14 protein-coding genes and 1 pseudogene are annotated in these 14,836 nt (G+C 68.5%); all 15 read left to right on the top strand.

Going from position 1 to position 14,836, the window contains the following annotated elements; translation table 11 throughout:
- Window positions 1-11 precede the first annotated feature (11 nt).
- The 15 genes and pseudogenes from mntA to ACYX4T_RS24255 all read left to right on the top strand — a co-directional run bounded on the left by mntA (window position 12) and on the right by ACYX4T_RS24255 (window position 14,808).
- Window positions 12-413, top strand: coding sequence for a type VII toxin-antitoxin system MntA family adenylyltransferase antitoxin (mntA, locus tag ACYX4T_RS24325; protein WP_476011786.1), 402 nt, complete (start codon window positions 12-14; stop codon window positions 411-413).
- Window positions 410-838, top strand: a complete 429-nt coding sequence (gene hepT / locus ACYX4T_RS24320) for a type VII toxin-antitoxin system HepT family RNase toxin (protein ID WP_476011785.1) — start codon at window positions 410-412, stop codon at window positions 836-838. The genes mntA and hepT overlap by 4 nt, the downstream gene beginning before the upstream one ends.
- 48 nt (window positions 839-886) lie before the next feature.
- Window positions 887-3,145 (top strand): helicase-associated domain-containing protein, encoded by a 2,259-nt coding sequence (locus ACYX4T_RS24315; RefSeq protein WP_476011784.1) that lies wholly within the window; start codon window positions 887-889, stop codon window positions 3,143-3,145.
- 55 nt (window positions 3,146-3,200) lie between these two features.
- The gene (locus tag ACYX4T_RS24310; RefSeq protein ID WP_476011783.1) at window positions 3,201-3,608 is read left to right on the top strand and encodes a nucleotidyltransferase family protein; all 408 of its coding nucleotides are present in this window, start codon (window positions 3,201-3,203) and stop codon (window positions 3,606-3,608) included.
- Complete coding sequence (locus ACYX4T_RS24305) at window positions 3,605-3,829, top strand: hypothetical protein (protein WP_476011782.1); 225 nt, start codon at window positions 3,605-3,607, stop codon at window positions 3,827-3,829. The genes ACYX4T_RS24310 and ACYX4T_RS24305 overlap by 4 nt, the downstream gene beginning before the upstream one ends.
- Window positions 3,826-3,981 carry a HepT-like ribonuclease domain-containing protein gene (locus ACYX4T_RS24300; RefSeq protein WP_476011781.1) on the top strand — a complete coding sequence of 52 codons (156 nt, stop codon included), beginning with the start codon at window positions 3,826-3,828 and terminating at the stop codon, window positions 3,979-3,981. Before ACYX4T_RS24305 ends, ACYX4T_RS24300 begins: the two co-directional genes overlap by 4 nt.
- 343 nt (window positions 3,982-4,324) lie before the next feature.
- Entirely contained in the window at window positions 4,325-5,107 is a 783-nt protein-coding gene (locus tag ACYX4T_RS24295) for an N-acetylmuramoyl-L-alanine amidase (protein ID WP_476011780.1), read from the top strand.
- Between the two features lie 428 nt (window positions 5,108-5,535).
- Window positions 5,536-5,832, top strand: a pseudogene (locus ACYX4T_RS24290) (DUF222 domain-containing protein); the annotation flags it as partial.
- Between the two features lie 566 nt (window positions 5,833-6,398).
- Window positions 6,399-7,901 (top strand): tyrosine-protein kinase domain-containing protein, encoded by a 1,503-nt coding sequence (locus ACYX4T_RS24285; RefSeq protein WP_476011779.1) that lies wholly within the window; start codon window positions 6,399-6,401, stop codon window positions 7,899-7,901.
- Between the two features lie 73 nt (window positions 7,902-7,974).
- Entirely contained in the window at window positions 7,975-8,631 is a 657-nt protein-coding gene (locus ACYX4T_RS24280) for an SIS domain-containing protein (protein ID WP_476011778.1), read from the top strand.
- The gene (locus tag ACYX4T_RS24275; protein ID WP_476011777.1) at window positions 8,628-9,569 is read left to right on the top strand and encodes an SDR family NAD(P)-dependent oxidoreductase; all 942 of its coding nucleotides are present in this window, start codon (window positions 8,628-8,630) and stop codon (window positions 9,567-9,569) included. The genes ACYX4T_RS24280 and ACYX4T_RS24275 overlap by 4 nt, the downstream gene beginning before the upstream one ends.
- Window positions 9,566-10,867, top strand: a complete 1,302-nt coding sequence (locus ACYX4T_RS24270) for an HAD-IIIA family hydrolase (RefSeq protein WP_476011776.1) — start codon at window positions 9,566-9,568, stop codon at window positions 10,865-10,867. The genes ACYX4T_RS24275 and ACYX4T_RS24270 overlap by 4 nt, the downstream gene beginning before the upstream one ends.
- Complete coding sequence (locus ACYX4T_RS24265) at window positions 10,864-11,838, top strand: GHMP family kinase ATP-binding protein (protein ID WP_476011775.1); 975 nt, start codon at window positions 10,864-10,866, stop codon at window positions 11,836-11,838. The genes ACYX4T_RS24270 and ACYX4T_RS24265 overlap by 4 nt, the downstream gene beginning before the upstream one ends.
- A gap of 32 nt (window positions 11,839-11,870) precedes the next feature.
- Window positions 11,871-12,929, top strand: coding sequence for a glycosyltransferase family 4 protein (locus tag ACYX4T_RS24260; protein ID WP_476011774.1), 1,059 nt, complete (start codon window positions 11,871-11,873; stop codon window positions 12,927-12,929).
- Complete coding sequence (locus ACYX4T_RS24255) at window positions 12,922-14,808, top strand: glycosyltransferase (protein ID WP_476011773.1); 1,887 nt, start codon at window positions 12,922-12,924, stop codon at window positions 14,806-14,808. Before ACYX4T_RS24260 ends, ACYX4T_RS24255 begins: the two co-directional genes overlap by 8 nt.
- The last annotated feature ends 28 nt before the right edge of the window (window positions 14,809-14,836 follow it).

Below are 14,836 nucleotides of genomic sequence, written 5' to 3'. Positions count from 1 at the left end.
ACCGTGCCGCCATGGAGCCCGCCGAGCTCGCCCGAGCCCTCGCCGGCCACCCCGCCCTCTCGGGTGTCGGCGTCCTGGTGCTCCACGGCTCCCGCGCACGTGGCGACGCAGCGCCCACGTCGGACTGGGACCTCGCCTACCTGAGCGACGACGCCCCCGGCGCGCCCGCCCCCGATCCGGTCGCCGTCCTCAGCGCGGCCACCGGTGTGCTCGGCACGGACGCCGTGGACCTCGTCGACCTCGCCACCGCCAGCGCGCTGCTGCGCTTCCGGGCGGCGCGGGACGGCGTCCTGCTGCTCGAGACCCGCGAGGGAGCGTTCCTCGACTTCCGCGTCGAGGCGGTGATCTTCTGGTGCGACGCCGGGTCGGTCCTCTCCGCCGCCCAGGCCGACGTCCTCGCCTCACTCGGATGAGCCGCGCCATTGACGGCGAGCTCCTCGCCGAGCGCAGCGCCACCGTCCTCGCCCACCTCGACCGGGTTGCGGCCCACCTGCCCGACGACCCTGATGACCTGCGCCCGATGTCGTCGGCGACCGACACCGTCGTGCTCCACCTCTGGCAGGCGATCCAGGTGGTGATCGACCTGGCCGTGTCGACGGCTGTCCGACTCGGGCTGGGCAGCCCACCGACCTACGGCGACGCCTTCCGGTCACTCGCCGACGCCGACGTCATCGACGAGGCCCTCGGCGCGCGGCTCGCGCGAGCGGCCGCGTTCCGCAACCTCGTTGTGCACGGCTACGGACGCCTCGACCTCACCCGCGTCCACGCCATCGCCCACACTGGCCCGGAGGACCTGCGCGCCTTCCTCGCCGCCCTGCGCGACCTCGCCGCTCGCTGACCCCGAGCCGCCGGGGACCACCGCAGCGCCGCCGACGACACTGGCCCCGTGGGCACCGACCTCGCCGACCACCTCGCCGCCCTCGACGAGCCGTCGCTGGCCGCGGTGCTGCGGCGCCGCCCGGACGCGTGCGCCGAGCCGGCCCCGCGGGACCTGCAGCGTCTCGCCCAGCGGCTCACCGGCCGGGCGTCCCTCGCCGCGGCGCTGCGGCGTCTCGACCGCGACGTCCTCGAGGTCGGGCGCGCCGTGGCCTCGCTGGGCACCCGGGCGACGCCGGACGCGATCGCTGCGCTCCTCGACGCCGAGGGCGCCCCGGTGCAGCGGGCCCTCGGCGTCCTCACCGACATGGCCCTGGCGTGGCCCGACGGGGACACCCTGCGGCTCCCTGAACCGCTGGCCGACCACTGGCTCGCCGAGATCGGCGCCGACGAGCCGTTCGCCCGGATGGCCCGCCACGTCGTCGCCGACGAGGTGCGCCGCATCGCCACCGCGCACGGCCTGGCCGTGTCGACCCGCAAGCCCGAGGTGGTCGCGGCGATCCACGACGCCTGGACCACGCCCGGCTTCCTACGCGCCGGCATCGCGGCCCTGCCCGCGTCCACCCGGCACCGTCTCGCCGCGCTCTGCGGCCTCGGGTTCGACGACCTCCGTCCCACCACCGAGGACCGCCGCCTGCTCGACGCGGGCCTGCTCGTGCTCGACCGGCACGTCGCCCGCATCCCGCAGGAGGTCGCGGTCGCCGCCTGGGCCGTCGGCGCGACCCTGCGCGGCGTCCCCGACCTGCCCGCCCCCGCCGACGACGCCACCAGGCTCGCCGACGGCGCCGTCGCGGCCGCCCGGGGCTTCCTCGACACGGTCGTCACCGTCCTCGACGAGGCCGCCGCCCGCCCGATCGCGGCGTTGAAGAGCGGCGGGGTGGGCCGGCGGGAAAGGACGCGGCTGGTCAAGCGCCTCGATCTCGCCGACGACCACCTCGCCTGCCTCCTGCTCGACCTCGCCGCGCACGCCGGCCTGCTCGGGCCCACCGACGCCGGCTACGCGCCGACCGCCGCCTACGCCGCGTGGCGCGAGGAGGACGCCGCACCCCGCTGGGCCCTGCTCGCCCGGACGTGGTTCGGCCTGGAGTACGCGCCCGGCACCCGCGAGGTGGACGGCAAGGAGGTGCCCCCGCCCACCCCGCTGATCAGCGCGGCCGGCGACGTCCGCCGCACCCTGCTGGCCGCGGCCGGCGACCGTTCGGTGCACGCCACCGAGCAGCACATCAGCTGGTTCTGCCCCGCCTACGCCCCCGACGACCCCGCCCTCGCCGACACCCTCGCCGTCACGCGCCGCGAGGCCGAGGTGCTCGGCGTCGTCGTCGGCGACGCCGTCAGCCCGCTGGGCCGTGCGCTGGTGGACGGGGACGGGACCGAGGCGGTCGCGGCCACGGTCGCCCAGCACCTCGTCGACACCGCCGGCGAGGTCGTCCTGCAGTCCGACCTCACCGCGCTGGTGTCGGGGCGCCCCGCCCCGGCGGTCAGCCGCCTGCTCGCCGACGCCGCCGTGCCCGAGTCCCGCGGCGCGGCCACCACCTACCGCTTCTCCCCCGCCAGCGTGCGCGGCGCCCTCGACGCCGGTTGGAGCGCCGAGGAGCTGCTCGCGGCCCTGCGTGACGCGTCCGACCGCCCGCTGCCCCAGCCGTTGGAGTACCTCGTCACCGACGTCGCCCGCCGGCACGGGCACGTCCGGGTCCGGCCCGCGGGGGCCTGCCTGGTGCTGGACGAGACGCTCGCCGAGGAGATCCTGCACGCCCGCGCCCTGCGCGGCCTGCGCCTCGCCCGTCTCGCGCCCACGGTCCTGACCAGCCCCGACGACCCCGACGCCGTCCTGCGCGCCCTGCGCGGCGCCGGCTACCTCCCGACCCGCGAGGACGAGACCGGCGCGCTCGTCGTCGAACGCCGCGAGACCCGCGTCGCCGACACCCCCACCGGACCCGACCGTGCCCGCGCCGTCGTCGACCCCGCGACGCTCGCCCGCCGGCTGCGCGATGCGGGCCTCGGCGACCAGCTGGTCGGCTCCCCCACCGCGGCCGCGCTCGGCGAGCTCAACCCGCACCTCGACCCCGCCGAGCTCGACCTCCTCGCCGACGCCGTCGACCACCACCGCGACGTCCGCATCACCTACGCCGACCGCAACGGGGCGGTCTCCCACCGCGTCGTGACCCCCGGCGAGGTCCAGCACCGCTGGCTCATCGCCTGGTGCCACCTCCGCAACGACGAGCGCGAGTTCACCGTCGAGAAGATCCTCGACGTCGCCCCGCCGCTGTGAGACGACACCCGCCGGTTCTCGCCGATCGACGGGATGACGGTGGGACGATGTGCCCGTGAGCACACCGCACGAGGGGCTGGCCCGCCTCGAGGTCGCCGCGGCATCCGGCGACCTCGACACCCTCGCCGCGCGCCACGGTATCCGTGGCCTGACCGTCTTCGGCAGCACCGCGCGGGGTGAGAGGCAGGCCCGCGATCTCGACATCGGTGTCCTGTTCGAACACCGCCATCCCGCCGACCTGCTCGCCGTGATCGACGACCTCGACGAGCTGACCGGCGCGGAGAACGACGTCGTGCACCTCAACCGTGCCGGCCCGGTCCTGCGGGAGCGCGCTCTGGTCGCCACCGTGTGGCTCTTCGAGAGCGAGCCCGGGGCGCTGGCGACCGCCATGGCCGCGGCGATCGGCGAACGCATCGACACCGACCCCTCTCGGCGCCTCGACCTCGAGCTCCTCGCCGAATGAACCCGCGACCGCTGGACTGGCGCTCGGTACGTCCCAAGCTCCGCAAGATCGAGGACCTCGCCGCGACCCTCGAGACGATCGGCCCTGTCGATGCGGCGACTCTTCGGGCCGAGGCGACGACCTCGCTCGCCGTCGAGCGGATCCTCACCCTGTTCGTCGAGCTCGCCTTCGCCGTCAACTCCCATGTCTCCGTGGCTCGGCTCGGCAGGCCGACGCGATGAAGCCCGCCGCGGGGATGCGGAACGTCCTCGTGCACGCCTACCTCGACGTCGACCACGACATCGTCGCTGCGGCGATACCGCTCGCCCTCGAACACAACCGGCTCTACGTCGGCCAGGTCGCGCGGTGGTTCCGGGCAGGACCTGCCGAGTAGCGCTTCGCGTCACGGGCGCTGGCGGCCTCGGCAGTCCTGGAGCCACGGCGTCCTCGTGCGCCGGATCGTGGAGCAGCGCCCGTTGGGGTGACGACGAACCGGCTGGTGGTCCACGCAGCCACCTCGCCGCCCGTCCTGCGTGGCGCCTGTCCCCGCGGCTGGTCGGCAGGGACCATCGAGCGGAACCGCGGAGCACGACGAGATGTCGGCGCCGCGGCCCCCTGGGGAGGAGGCCCGGATGCGGGTCCGGACGGCAGCCGTCGGTCGACGCGGCCACCCACCGGAGCACGGACGATCCCGTCCCGCCGCGACCGTGGCCGGGCTCCTCGGTGCTCTCATCGTCATGACCGGCTGCGCCGCGACCGGCGGTGCTCCGACCCCGGCGCCCGCCTCCGCGCCGGCCCTGCCTGCCGCGCGGCCGGCGAGCCTGCCGCCCGCTCCAGCCGTGCCGCCCCCGCCGGCCTCGGAGCCGGTCCGGACGGTCGTGCTCGATCCCGGCCACAACGGCGGCAACGCCGATCACCCCGAGCAGGTCGACGCGCTCGTCCCGGACGGCCGCGGCGGCACCAAGCCGTGCAACACCACCGGCACCAGCACCGACGCCGGCTACGCCGAGCACGCGTTCACCTGGGACCTCGCCCGACGGGTCGCGGAGACGCTGCGCGGTCAGGGGATGCGGGTCGTGCTCACCCGGCCCGACGACACTGGCGTCGGACCCTGCGTCGACCACCGCGCCGCGGTCGGCAACGAGGCCGGAGCCGACGCCGTGGCCTCCCTCCACGCCGACGGCGCCGCGAGCGACGCCCGCGGCTTCCACGTCGCCTACTCCTCGCCGCCCCTGTCCCCCTCGCAGGGAGCGCCCTCGCGCACGCTGGCCGACGCCGTCGTCGAGGCGATGACGACCGGAGGCTTTACCCCGGCCACCTACATCGGCGACGGCGGTCTCGACCCGCGCGCCGACCTCGCCGGCCTCAACGGCTCGCGCGTCCCGGCCGTCCTCGTCGAGTGCGCCAACATGCGCCACCCCGCCGAGGCCGCGACAGTGTCCGGCCCCGCGGGCCGGGACCGCTACGCCGCCGCCATCAGCCGCGGTGTCCTCACCTGGCTCGAGCGGCAGCCCGCATAGCTCGGCGCCGACATCGCTCGAGGCGACGTGAGCCGGTCGCTACGGCCCGCACAAGTCAGGCTGGGGGCGAGTTCGGCCGGCTCCTCCTCGGGACACCGGAACGCCTGCTCACGGGGCCCACAGTGATCAACATCCTCTGTCGGGGGTCGGGTCTAGCGTCCTTCTCGTGAGCATCGACCACGACCTGCGGCCCGGCCTGGCGGCCGAGCTGGCGGGCTGCGCGCTCGACGCGCAGCTGGTCGACCGGCTCGACGAAATCTCGCCGGCGTCGCTGGCGGGGGAAGACCTCGAGGCCTACGTGCGCGCCCGCTGGCAGCTGGCGAGCCGGGCGACCGCGCAGCTGCTCGAGGCGCTGCACCACCTGGGCCGCGCCGAGGACGGGCGCACCGAGCGGCTCCGGGCTCGACGAGTTCTCCAGCGACGAGGTCGCCGGCCTGCTGGGCTGGTCACGCACCATGGCGGCACGCAAGCTCGACCTGGCCGACGACCTGACCGTGCGCCTGCCCGAGGTCGGCGACGCCCTGCACGAGGGCCGCATCGACGAGCCCAAGGCCCGCACCTTCTGCGAGCAGACCAGCGACCTGTCCCACGACCACGCCCACCACGCCTGCCGCCTCGTGCTCCCCGAAGCCCCCGAACTCCCGGTCGGCGCCCTGCGCGAACGCCTCGAACAGGTCGTGCTCGCCCTCGACCCCGAAGGAGAGCCTGCGCGGCCAGGACCGTGAGGAGCACGACCGGCTTGCGCAAGCGCGCCTGGAGACCGTCGAGTACCGCGAGTGGGGACAGCGCGAGGCCGACGATCGCCGCGAATCCGAGCGCGCATGCTTTCGAGCGGTGGCGCCCAGTCGTGTGAACCTCACTTGTTGACGTAACCGCCAGCGCCGGCCGCCGAGTACGAGCACGGCGTCGCCCTCCTCGCCGCCAGCGCCCCGGGCCCAGCTCCGGCGAAGTCTCGGAGAGCTCGCGGTCGATGCGCGGCTCCGACGACGCAGGCAAGTCGGGGTGGGCGAAGGTGCCCACGCCCACCTCGGCCGAGGTGCAGGGCCCAACTCCAGACGAGCCGGTACGGATCAGCTACGACAGGAGCCAGCCAGGTTCTCTATCGTTACTTGATCGGTAACGAACGCCCCCGACCGTGCGACAGACCAGCTGCAGAGGCAGTCGTTGATGACTGTCGGGGGGCAAGTCGTAGCCCGGTCAGCCATATGTGGCACCCTCGTGGGTCAGACCGGTGGCGCTGCGTCGAATGGCGGAGCATGGCTTGGGGGGCAACCATGGTCGGAGCTGAGCGGTGACCTTCGGAGATTTCGTCCGTGTGGTGCGTGAGCAGTGGCTTCTCATCGCCGTCGGTACGTGTCTCGGCGCCGTACTCGGGCTGTTGGTCTTCCTTGTCCGGCCTCCCGAGTACGCCGCTCAGACCACTCTCTACGTGTCCAGCCAGGCGGGAGCAGACCCTCAGCAGGCGTATCTCGGCGCTCAGCTCTCCCAGCAGAGGGTCAAGTCGTACGTCGAGTTGGTGACCGGCGAGCGGGTCCTCGACGAGACGATCCGTCGGCTGCAACTCCCGATGAGCACCGAAGGTTTGGCCTCACAGGTTTCGGCCTCCAGTGCGCTGGACTCGGTCGTGATCACCATCTCGGCTCGTGCCGCGACACCCCAGCTCGCCGCACAGGTCGCCAACACGGTCGGCGAGTCGACGATTCAGGTGGTCGACGAGTTGGAACGTCCGGGCCGCCCAGACCTTCCACAGCCGGTGCTGGTTCGCGTCGTGCAGCCTGCCGACGTTCCCGACGGCCCGGCGACACCGAGCGTCGCCACGAATCTGGCGCTTGGTCTGGTTGCAGGGTTGGTGCTCGCCACGTTGGCAGGCATCGCCCGCAGTCGGTTCGACACGTCGATCCGGTCCGGCGCGGTGGCCGCGGAGGTTGGTGGGGCTCCGCTGCTGGGCCGAATCCCGCTCGACCCGCGTGTGGAGAAGTCTCCGCTGATCGTCAAGGAACACCCGCACTCGCCCTGTGCCGAAGCGTTCCGACAAGTGCGCACGAACCTGCAGTTCCTCGACGTCGACAATCCTAGGCGAGTCCTCGTCGTGTGCAGCGCGATCCCGGAGGAAGGTAAGTCGACCACCGTCGCGAACTTGGGGCTGACTCTCTCCCAGGTCGGTTACAGGGTTCTGATCGTCGAGGCCGACCTGCGACGGCCGCAGCTCTCCAACCTGCTGGGGCTCGACCGTTCCGTGGGCCTGACAACCGTGCTGGCCGGCAGGACGGCACTCAAGAACGCGATCCAGGCCTGGGCGGGGGGCATGCTGGACGTGCTCGCCAGCGGCCAGACGCCCCCGAACCCGAGTGAGCTGCTCTGCAGCAACCAGATGCGCTCGCTGCTCGACGAGTGTCGTCACCGCTACGACTACGTACTGATCGACGCCCCACCACTCCTCCCGGTTACCGATGCGGCCGCCCTGGCACCGCTCACCGATGGTTCGATATTGGTCTGCCAGTGGAAGCGGGCGCGCCGAGCCCAGGTGGCATCTGCTCGAGCTGCACTTGAGGCGGTATCGCAGAGTCCGTCGGGCGTCGTCCTCACGATGTCACAGGAGTCAGACCACCAGGCCGGGACTTACCAGCAGTACTACGGCGAGGACACGGCCACGCAGCCCTCCGAGCGGAACAGTGAGGGCGCGACCAATCGAAATCGCAGGGAACATCCCGTCGGTGTTGGTCAACATACGGCACGGATTGTTCGGCCGTCGTCGCCGTCGCCGTCGCCCCGTGGCCCGTCAGCGAGTCCCTGATCCTTCACGTCGGCTCAGCTCCATCCGATCTGTCTCCTCGCTCCGGCGACCCGACCACTCCCCAGGTGCCCTAATGCAACCCGCGATGCTTCCCGACCCCAAGATCAAGAACGATGTCTACGACATCGCGTCAGCACAGACGTTTCTCGTCGAGTACATGGCGAACCTGAATGAGGCACTTTCTCATGTCGACGCATCAGAACTCGAGTCGGCGAGCCAGACTCTAGAACGGGCAGCCCAGGCGGGCGCGCATATCTACACGATCGGCAACGGTGGGTCCTCCTCCATCGCCAACCACATCTGCTGCGACCTTGTCAAGGGGACGCAGGTTCCAGGCGAGCCGGGCCTCATGGCGCACTCCCTCGCCGCGAACCAGTCTCTGATGACTGCGATCGCCAATGACTTCGGCTTCGAGAACATCTTCGCCACCCAGGTCGCGATGTACGGCAACGCCGGCGACGTTCTGATAGCGGTCTCTTCATCCGGAGACAGCGCGAACATCGTCTCCGCCGCCCGTCGCGCAAGCGATGTCGGCATGACGACGATCGGCTTGACCGGATTCAGCGGCGGCATGCTCCGCAAGATGGCTGACGTCTCGCTACACGTCGACTGCGCCAATTACGGCGTCGTGGAGGACGGTCACCAGATCGTCATGCACGTCCTGGCGCAGTACATCGACAGTCTGCGCCTCAAACGAGCCAACGCGTTCAGCACGGACGGCCCTCGATGAGGGCGGTCGTGACGGGTGGTTGCGGGTTCATCGGTAGCCATCTGTGCGAGCGGCTCGTCCGCGAAGGGTACGAAGTCGTCGCCGTCGACAACATGCACCTCGGGACTCGCGACAACGTCGCCCATCTCGCCAATGAGCCCCGGTTCGAGCTGCACGAATTCGACCTACTCGACCCGAGCCGCCTCGACGAGCTCCTCATTCGCCAGCCCGTCGACATTGTCTTTCACCTCGCGGCCAACTCTGATATCCGAGCCAGCGCTGGCGACCCTCGAGTGGATGTGGATCTCACGTTCATGACGACGATTCGGGTGCTGGAGGCAATGCGGCACGCAGAGATCCCGAAGATCGCCTTCGCCTCCAGCTCGGCGATCTACGGTGAGGCGCCCGGCAAGATCGTCGAGTCCTACGGACCATTGAAGCCGATCTCTCACTACGGCGCTGCAAAGCTCGCTTCCGAGGCCTTCATCAGTTCGTACTGTGTGAACTACGGATTCGAGAGTTGGATCGCGCGTTTCCCGAACGTAGTCGGCGAGCGTGCGACACACGGGGCGATCATCGACTTCGCTGCCCAATTGCGAACCGACCCGGGGCGGCTCGACGTACTCGGCGACGGCCGCCAGACCAAGCCCTATCTCCACGCAGGGGACCTGGCCACCGCCATCCTAACCGCCGTCGAGAAGCTGCCGGGGACCTGCTCCATTTTCAATCTCGCGGGAGACACCCGAACCTCGGTGGCGCGCATTGCCGAAATCGTCGCAGAGGAGTCCGGGACCAGCCCGGAGATTCGCTTCCTCGGTGGTGACCGTGGCTGGGTCGGGGATGTCCCCTACGTCGAGTTCGACACCACTGTTGCCCGATCGATCGGCTGGAAGCCTGAGCTGAGCTCGGAAGAAGCCGTCCGGGTCGCCGCCCGTTGGGCCCTGGGAGGGACAAGATGAAGGTTGTCGTCCTCGCTGGCGGGAGGGGGAGCAGGCTCGGCCTGGTCGATAGACCCAAGCCGATGGTCGATGTGGCCGGCGAGCCGCTGCTGAGCAGGACCGTTCGCATGTGCCGTGACGTCGGGCTGACCGATTTCGTCTTCCTGAATGGTCACCTCGCCGATGTCATCGAGGACCACTTCGAAGACGGGCGAGACTGGCAGGTATCGATCACTCACGTCCGTGAGCCGAGCCCGCTGGGTACCGCAGGGGCGATCAAGAGCGTCGCTCACCTGCTCGACGAGGCGTTCGTTGTGCTCTACGGCGACGTACTTATGGACGTCGACCTTCCACACATGATCGCGTCTCACACGGCGCGGGGTGCCGAGGCAACTCTCTTCGTCCACCCCAATAGCCACCCGGAGGACAGCGACGTCGTGCGGGTCGACGCGACGGGCAAGATCGAGGAGTTCATGCCCAAGCCGCACCTGGACGTCGCGGCGATCCCCAACCTGGTCAGTGGAGCGCTGTACGTCGTCGAGCCCGGTCTGCTCGATCTCGTTCCGACCGATCGAGCGACCGACTGGGGTGCTGACATCTTCCCGTGTGCCGCCGCTGATGAACGCAAGCTGTACGCCTATCGCAGCGTCGAGTACGCGAAGGACATCGGTACGCCGAACCGCCGCGCCGATGCCGAGTTGGCGTTGACCACGGGTCGGGTAGCTCGGCTCAGCCGCCGCAACCCCAAGCCGGCAATCTTCCTGGATCGGGACGGCGTCATCAACAGGGAGATTGGGGGTGTCCACGCCCCGGAAGCTCTCGACGTCGGCTCCACCGAGGCCGCTGCTATCCGAGCCATCAACGACGCTGCCGTACCGGTCTTCTGTGTGACCAACCAGCCCGATGTCGCCAAGGGTTTCATCGATATGGACGGCCTGGCCTCTATCCATGTGGCGCTCGACCACGCGCTGCTGGAAGCGGGAGCATTCCTGGACCAGGTGTACGTCTGCCCGCACCATCCCGAACGTGGGCATGCAGGCGAGCGACCGGAGTACAAGCTGCCTTGCCGCTGCCGCAAGCCAGGGGCAGGACTGCTTCTCGAGGCAGCAGCGGAACACAATGTCGACCTCAGTCGGTCGGTGTTGGTAGGGGACCGAGCGGTCGACCTCCAAGCAGGCCTCGCGGTCGGTGCGACCACGATCCTCCTCAGGGCGTCCTACTCGTCCGACACCCCTGGGGCGGCGGCCGAGACGCTGGCCGATCATGTTTGCGGCGACCTTCCGACGGCGGTCGCCATCGCGCTGGAGGCGGTCAAGTGATCATCTCCCGGACCCCGTTGCGGGTCAGCTTCTGCGGTGGAGGCAGTGACCTGCCGTACTTCTACCGCGAACACGGTGGCGCGGTCCTCGGTATCGCTATCCGGCGCTACGTGTACTTGTCAATGCACGAGTACTTCGAGAGTGACGGCTTCATCCTCAAGTACTCGAACATCGAGAAGACATACTCAAGAGATACCATCCAGCATCGAATCATTCGCGAGGTCTTCGACCAGTTCGAACTCAGCGGCGTAGATTTCAACTCTAGTGCTGACGTTCCCGCGGGGACCGGTATGGGCTCATCGAGCGCGTTCACAGTCGGTCTGCTGAACCTTTGCAACGCCTACAGGGGACGGTACGAGTCGCGATTATCGCTCGCCGAGCAAGCCTGTGAGATCGAGATCGACCGCCTCGGCGAGCCGATCGGCAAGCAGGACCAGTACTCGTGTGCCGTCGGTGGACTGAAGTTTCTCCAGTTTCATCAGGACGACACGGTCACCCATGAGTCGATCGCTACCACCCAAGAGATCCGCGACAGGCTCGAGGATAATCTCGTCATGTTCTACCTCGGCGGGCAACGGTCCGCGGGTGCCGTTCTCAGCGAACAGGCCTCCGAGGTGAAGGCGGACCCGGAGAAAGTGCGATCCCTGCGCCGGATGGTCGGCCAGGCACACGATCTGCGAGTGGAGATCGTCAAGGACGCCGACGTGCTGGGCCCCTTCCTGCACGACGCCTGGATGGAAAAACGCTCCCTCTCGCGGACGATCTCTTCCTCCGGTATCGACTCGGTGTACAACCGTGCGCGTTCCGCCGGTGCGACGGGGGGCAAGCTGCTCGGCGCTGGCGCGGGCGGCTTTCTGCTTGTCTACTGCCCGAACGGCTACGTCGAATCGGTTCGTTCGGCCCTGGCAGAGTTCAGCGCCTATGAGGTGCGAATCGACTCGATCGGCAGTTCGATCATCTACTCCGACTGATGACGACTCCGACAGCAGAAAGGACCCACAAGATGAAACGGCTGCTCATCGTGGGGGGATCATCCACGGTGACAGGCGGAATCGAATCGTTCGTGCGCAACGCGGCGGACGCGCTCGGTGAGATCGGCGGTTGGCACGTCGACGTCGTTCCGACCGACTCCGCTTACCTCACGGTGCACGACGTCCCCCGGCTGACTCGGCAACTATCACGGATGGTGCGCGGATGCCGCGGCGCGGACTGCGTTTGGGTGCAGTACGGAACCCTGTTCGACCTGCTCTTCGTCGCCATCGCCCGAGCGTGCGGGCCCGCGGTCATGGTGACCCCGCACCTAGGAACAAAGTGGCGCTCTCAGGAGAACCCGCTGCTGCGTCGGCTGAGCACAGCCCTTCTTCGGTGCGCGAGTCGACTGGCCTTGATCTCCCCGACTCAGGAGCTCGAGTTGGACCTGCCGACTCATATTCCGCGTTCACTGATTCGCAACTTCGTTCCACTCCACGTTCTTGCGCACCAACCCATGCCAGCCGACCCAAGCAGAGAACTGATTCTGGTCCACTCGGGCCGGCTGTCGGCGACGAAGGGGACCCTGCGGTTCATCGAGGTCTGCAACGAACTACATCGCCGGGGAACCGACTTCACGGCCTACATCACAGGGGCCGCCGAGCCCGACATGCAAGATCAGATCCAGAGGGGGCTCGCAGACGGGGGGACCGCCGAACAGGTTCGTTACCTGGGTCGACTAGACTCCGCCGATCTGATCGACACGCTCGGACACGCGGACGTCCTTATTCACCTGTCGGAGGTCGACTCCTACCCGCTCATCGTCCTGGAAGCGATGGCTCTCGCAACCCTCCCGATCTGTGTCGATCTCGCTGGTGCGACGGACATGGTCCACCGCTACGGCGGGCACACCGTCGGCCTCACGGAGTCGGTACGCCAGACCGTCGAGATCCTCCGGGGCACGGACGTCAACAGCATCCGACGGGAGTCCGAAGCGTGTGCGCGGCGAGTCCGCGCGGATTACAGCCGTGCCGCCTCGGCCTCAGCGCTCGCTTCAGCGTTGGAAGCAACACGGGGCGGCAGCAGTGTCTGAAGCATCCGCGGCGCTACCCCGACGGTTCTCCGGGGAGTCCAACGGCGTCAGCGTCAGCGTCATCATTCCGACCGTCGATCGACCACATGAGGTTCGCCGCGCGGTACGAAGTGCACTCGGTCAGAGTGTCTCTCCGCTCGAGATCGTCGTTGCCCATGACGGACCGGACCCGGAGGCTGTGGCCGGCCTGGCGGAGATGGACCCGCGTGTCCGAGTCATCGGGGTCGGTCCACACCCAAAGAACGCGGGCTCATCGGCCCGGAACGCCGGTATCGCTGCCGCGCGCGGCTCGTGGGTGGCGTTCCTGGACGACGATGACGAGTGGCTGCCCGGCAAGCTCGAGGCTCAACTCGCGTTCGTCCGCGTCGATGCTGGGCCTCTCATCCTGGCCGGACGCGCAGAGCGTCGTTCCGTCCGGGGATCCGTGGTCTGGCCGTTGCGTGCACCGCGCAAGGGGGAGCGGATCGGTGACTACCTCTTCGTGCGCGAACACTCTGGAGAAGGTTGGCTACCGACTCCCGTCCTGATGGTCCCGACGGCCCTGGCCCTGCAAACGCCATTCGACGAGGCACTGCAGCAGCACGAAGACCTCGACTGGCTCCTGAGGTTGGAAGCTCACGGGGCACGGCTCGAAGTGGTGCCAGACACGGTCGCCATCGTCCACTATGACGACTCCGGAAACTCGCTCAGCGGAACAGGAACGTGGAGGGGGGCACTCGCATGGGCCCACCTCCGTCGGGCAGAACTCGGCGAGACGGCATTCGGCGCGTTCTGCCTGACCGAGGTTCCCCGACACATCCGGCGCTCCTCCAAGTGCGTAGCCATCGTAGCCATCGTCCGTGCGGCAGCCACTGGCCGCCCTCGCTTACAGGAGTGGAGCCGATTCGTGGCGACGATCGTTCTGCCGGATGGTGTCGCCGACCGACTTCGCGCGCTGCGCGACCGGGGGGTAGGCGCTTCCCAATTGCGGAAGCTCGGAGCCACTCTCCGGAGCATCGATAAGCCAAGCTTTGACCCGAGTCAGAAGCTCGAACCACAATCAACACCTACTACGTTGGGAGCGCGAGTGACGCGACCCGAGTTCGCACTGTTCTACGACGAGACTCTTGAGCGGGCTACCCCCTACTCAGCCAAGAATGACTACGTCGGCAAAGCACGGGACCGCATCGAACGCACTTTCGGTCTCATTAGAGACGAAGCTCATGGGGGGGTGGTGGCGGACATCGGCGCGTCGCCGTTCTACCTGCTCTACCTTTGCCAGTCGGTTGGCGCATCGGAAGCCCACGGTATCTATTTCAGCTATGACACCCATCCCCTGAAAGATTATGAGTTCATTCACTCCGAATATGGTCCTATCCGTCTGAGCCACTGCAACGTCGAGCGAGAGAAACTGGACCTTGCAGACGCCTCAGTCGATGTTCTGACCGCCTGCGAGATCTTTGAGCATTTCGACGAGTTCCCTGAGCACTTCTGTAGCGAGATCCTGCGGGTGCTGAAGTCAGGCGGAACACTCACGATCACAGTCCCCAACGTCTGCTCTCTTGGCAATATCGCGAAGCTGATCCTCCAGCGCAACATCTACATGAAGTACAGGTCGGACACAACCGGTCGCCACAAGCACGAGTTCACGATGTCGCAACTTCGGGATCTCGTACGCTACCTTGGACTCGACGAGGTCGACCACGGATACTTCCCTTCGCCCACCTCGGACAAGTTCTACCTGCGACCGTTCTACCGGGCGCTGGCGTCGCTACCGATACTCCGCCGCTACTCACCCAACTTGTACATCAAAGGCAGGAAGCCCTCCAGCCAATTGCTCGTCGATCTCGAAGACTACCCGGCATCGCTGTTCGACCGATCTTCCTCGATTGAGGAGTGACTCCTTTCTCGCGCGATCGAGTTGGGGG

Source organism: Actinomycetospora sp. ABD4_176 (assembly GCF_056311855.1).
The sequence above is the reverse complement of the archived record's forward strand: the minus strand, read 5'-3'. Positions and strand labels throughout refer to the sequence as shown.

Excerpts from the sequence above, each read along its gene's own strand:
- ACYX4T_RS24275 (WP_476011777.1), top strand. The coding sequence starts at position 8,628 with ATGAGGGCGGTCGTGACGGGTGGTTGCGGGTTCATCGGTAGCCATCTG.
- mntA (WP_476011786.1), top strand. The coding sequence starts at position 12 with ATGGAGCCCGCCGAGCTCGCCCGAGCCCTCGCCGGCCACCCCGCCCTC.
- ACYX4T_RS24295 (WP_476011780.1), top strand. The coding sequence starts at position 4,325 with ATGACCGGCTGCGCCGCGACCGGCGGTGCTCCGACCCCGGCGCCCGCC.
- ACYX4T_RS24300 (WP_476011781.1), top strand. The coding sequence starts at position 3,826 with ATGAAGCCCGCCGCGGGGATGCGGAACGTCCTCGTGCACGCCTACCTC.
- hepT (WP_476011785.1), top strand. The coding sequence starts at position 410 with ATGAGCCGCGCCATTGACGGCGAGCTCCTCGCCGAGCGCAGCGCCACC.
- ACYX4T_RS24270 (WP_476011776.1), top strand. The coding sequence starts at position 9,566 with ATGAAGGTTGTCGTCCTCGCTGGCGGGAGGGGGAGCAGGCTCGGCCTG.
- ACYX4T_RS24280 (WP_476011778.1), top strand. The coding sequence starts at position 7,975 with ATGCAACCCGCGATGCTTCCCGACCCCAAGATCAAGAACGATGTCTAC.
- ACYX4T_RS24305 (WP_476011782.1), top strand. The coding sequence starts at position 3,605 with ATGAACCCGCGACCGCTGGACTGGCGCTCGGTACGTCCCAAGCTCCGC.
- ACYX4T_RS24260 (WP_476011774.1), top strand. The coding sequence starts at position 11,871 with ATGAAACGGCTGCTCATCGTGGGGGGATCATCCACGGTGACAGGCGGA.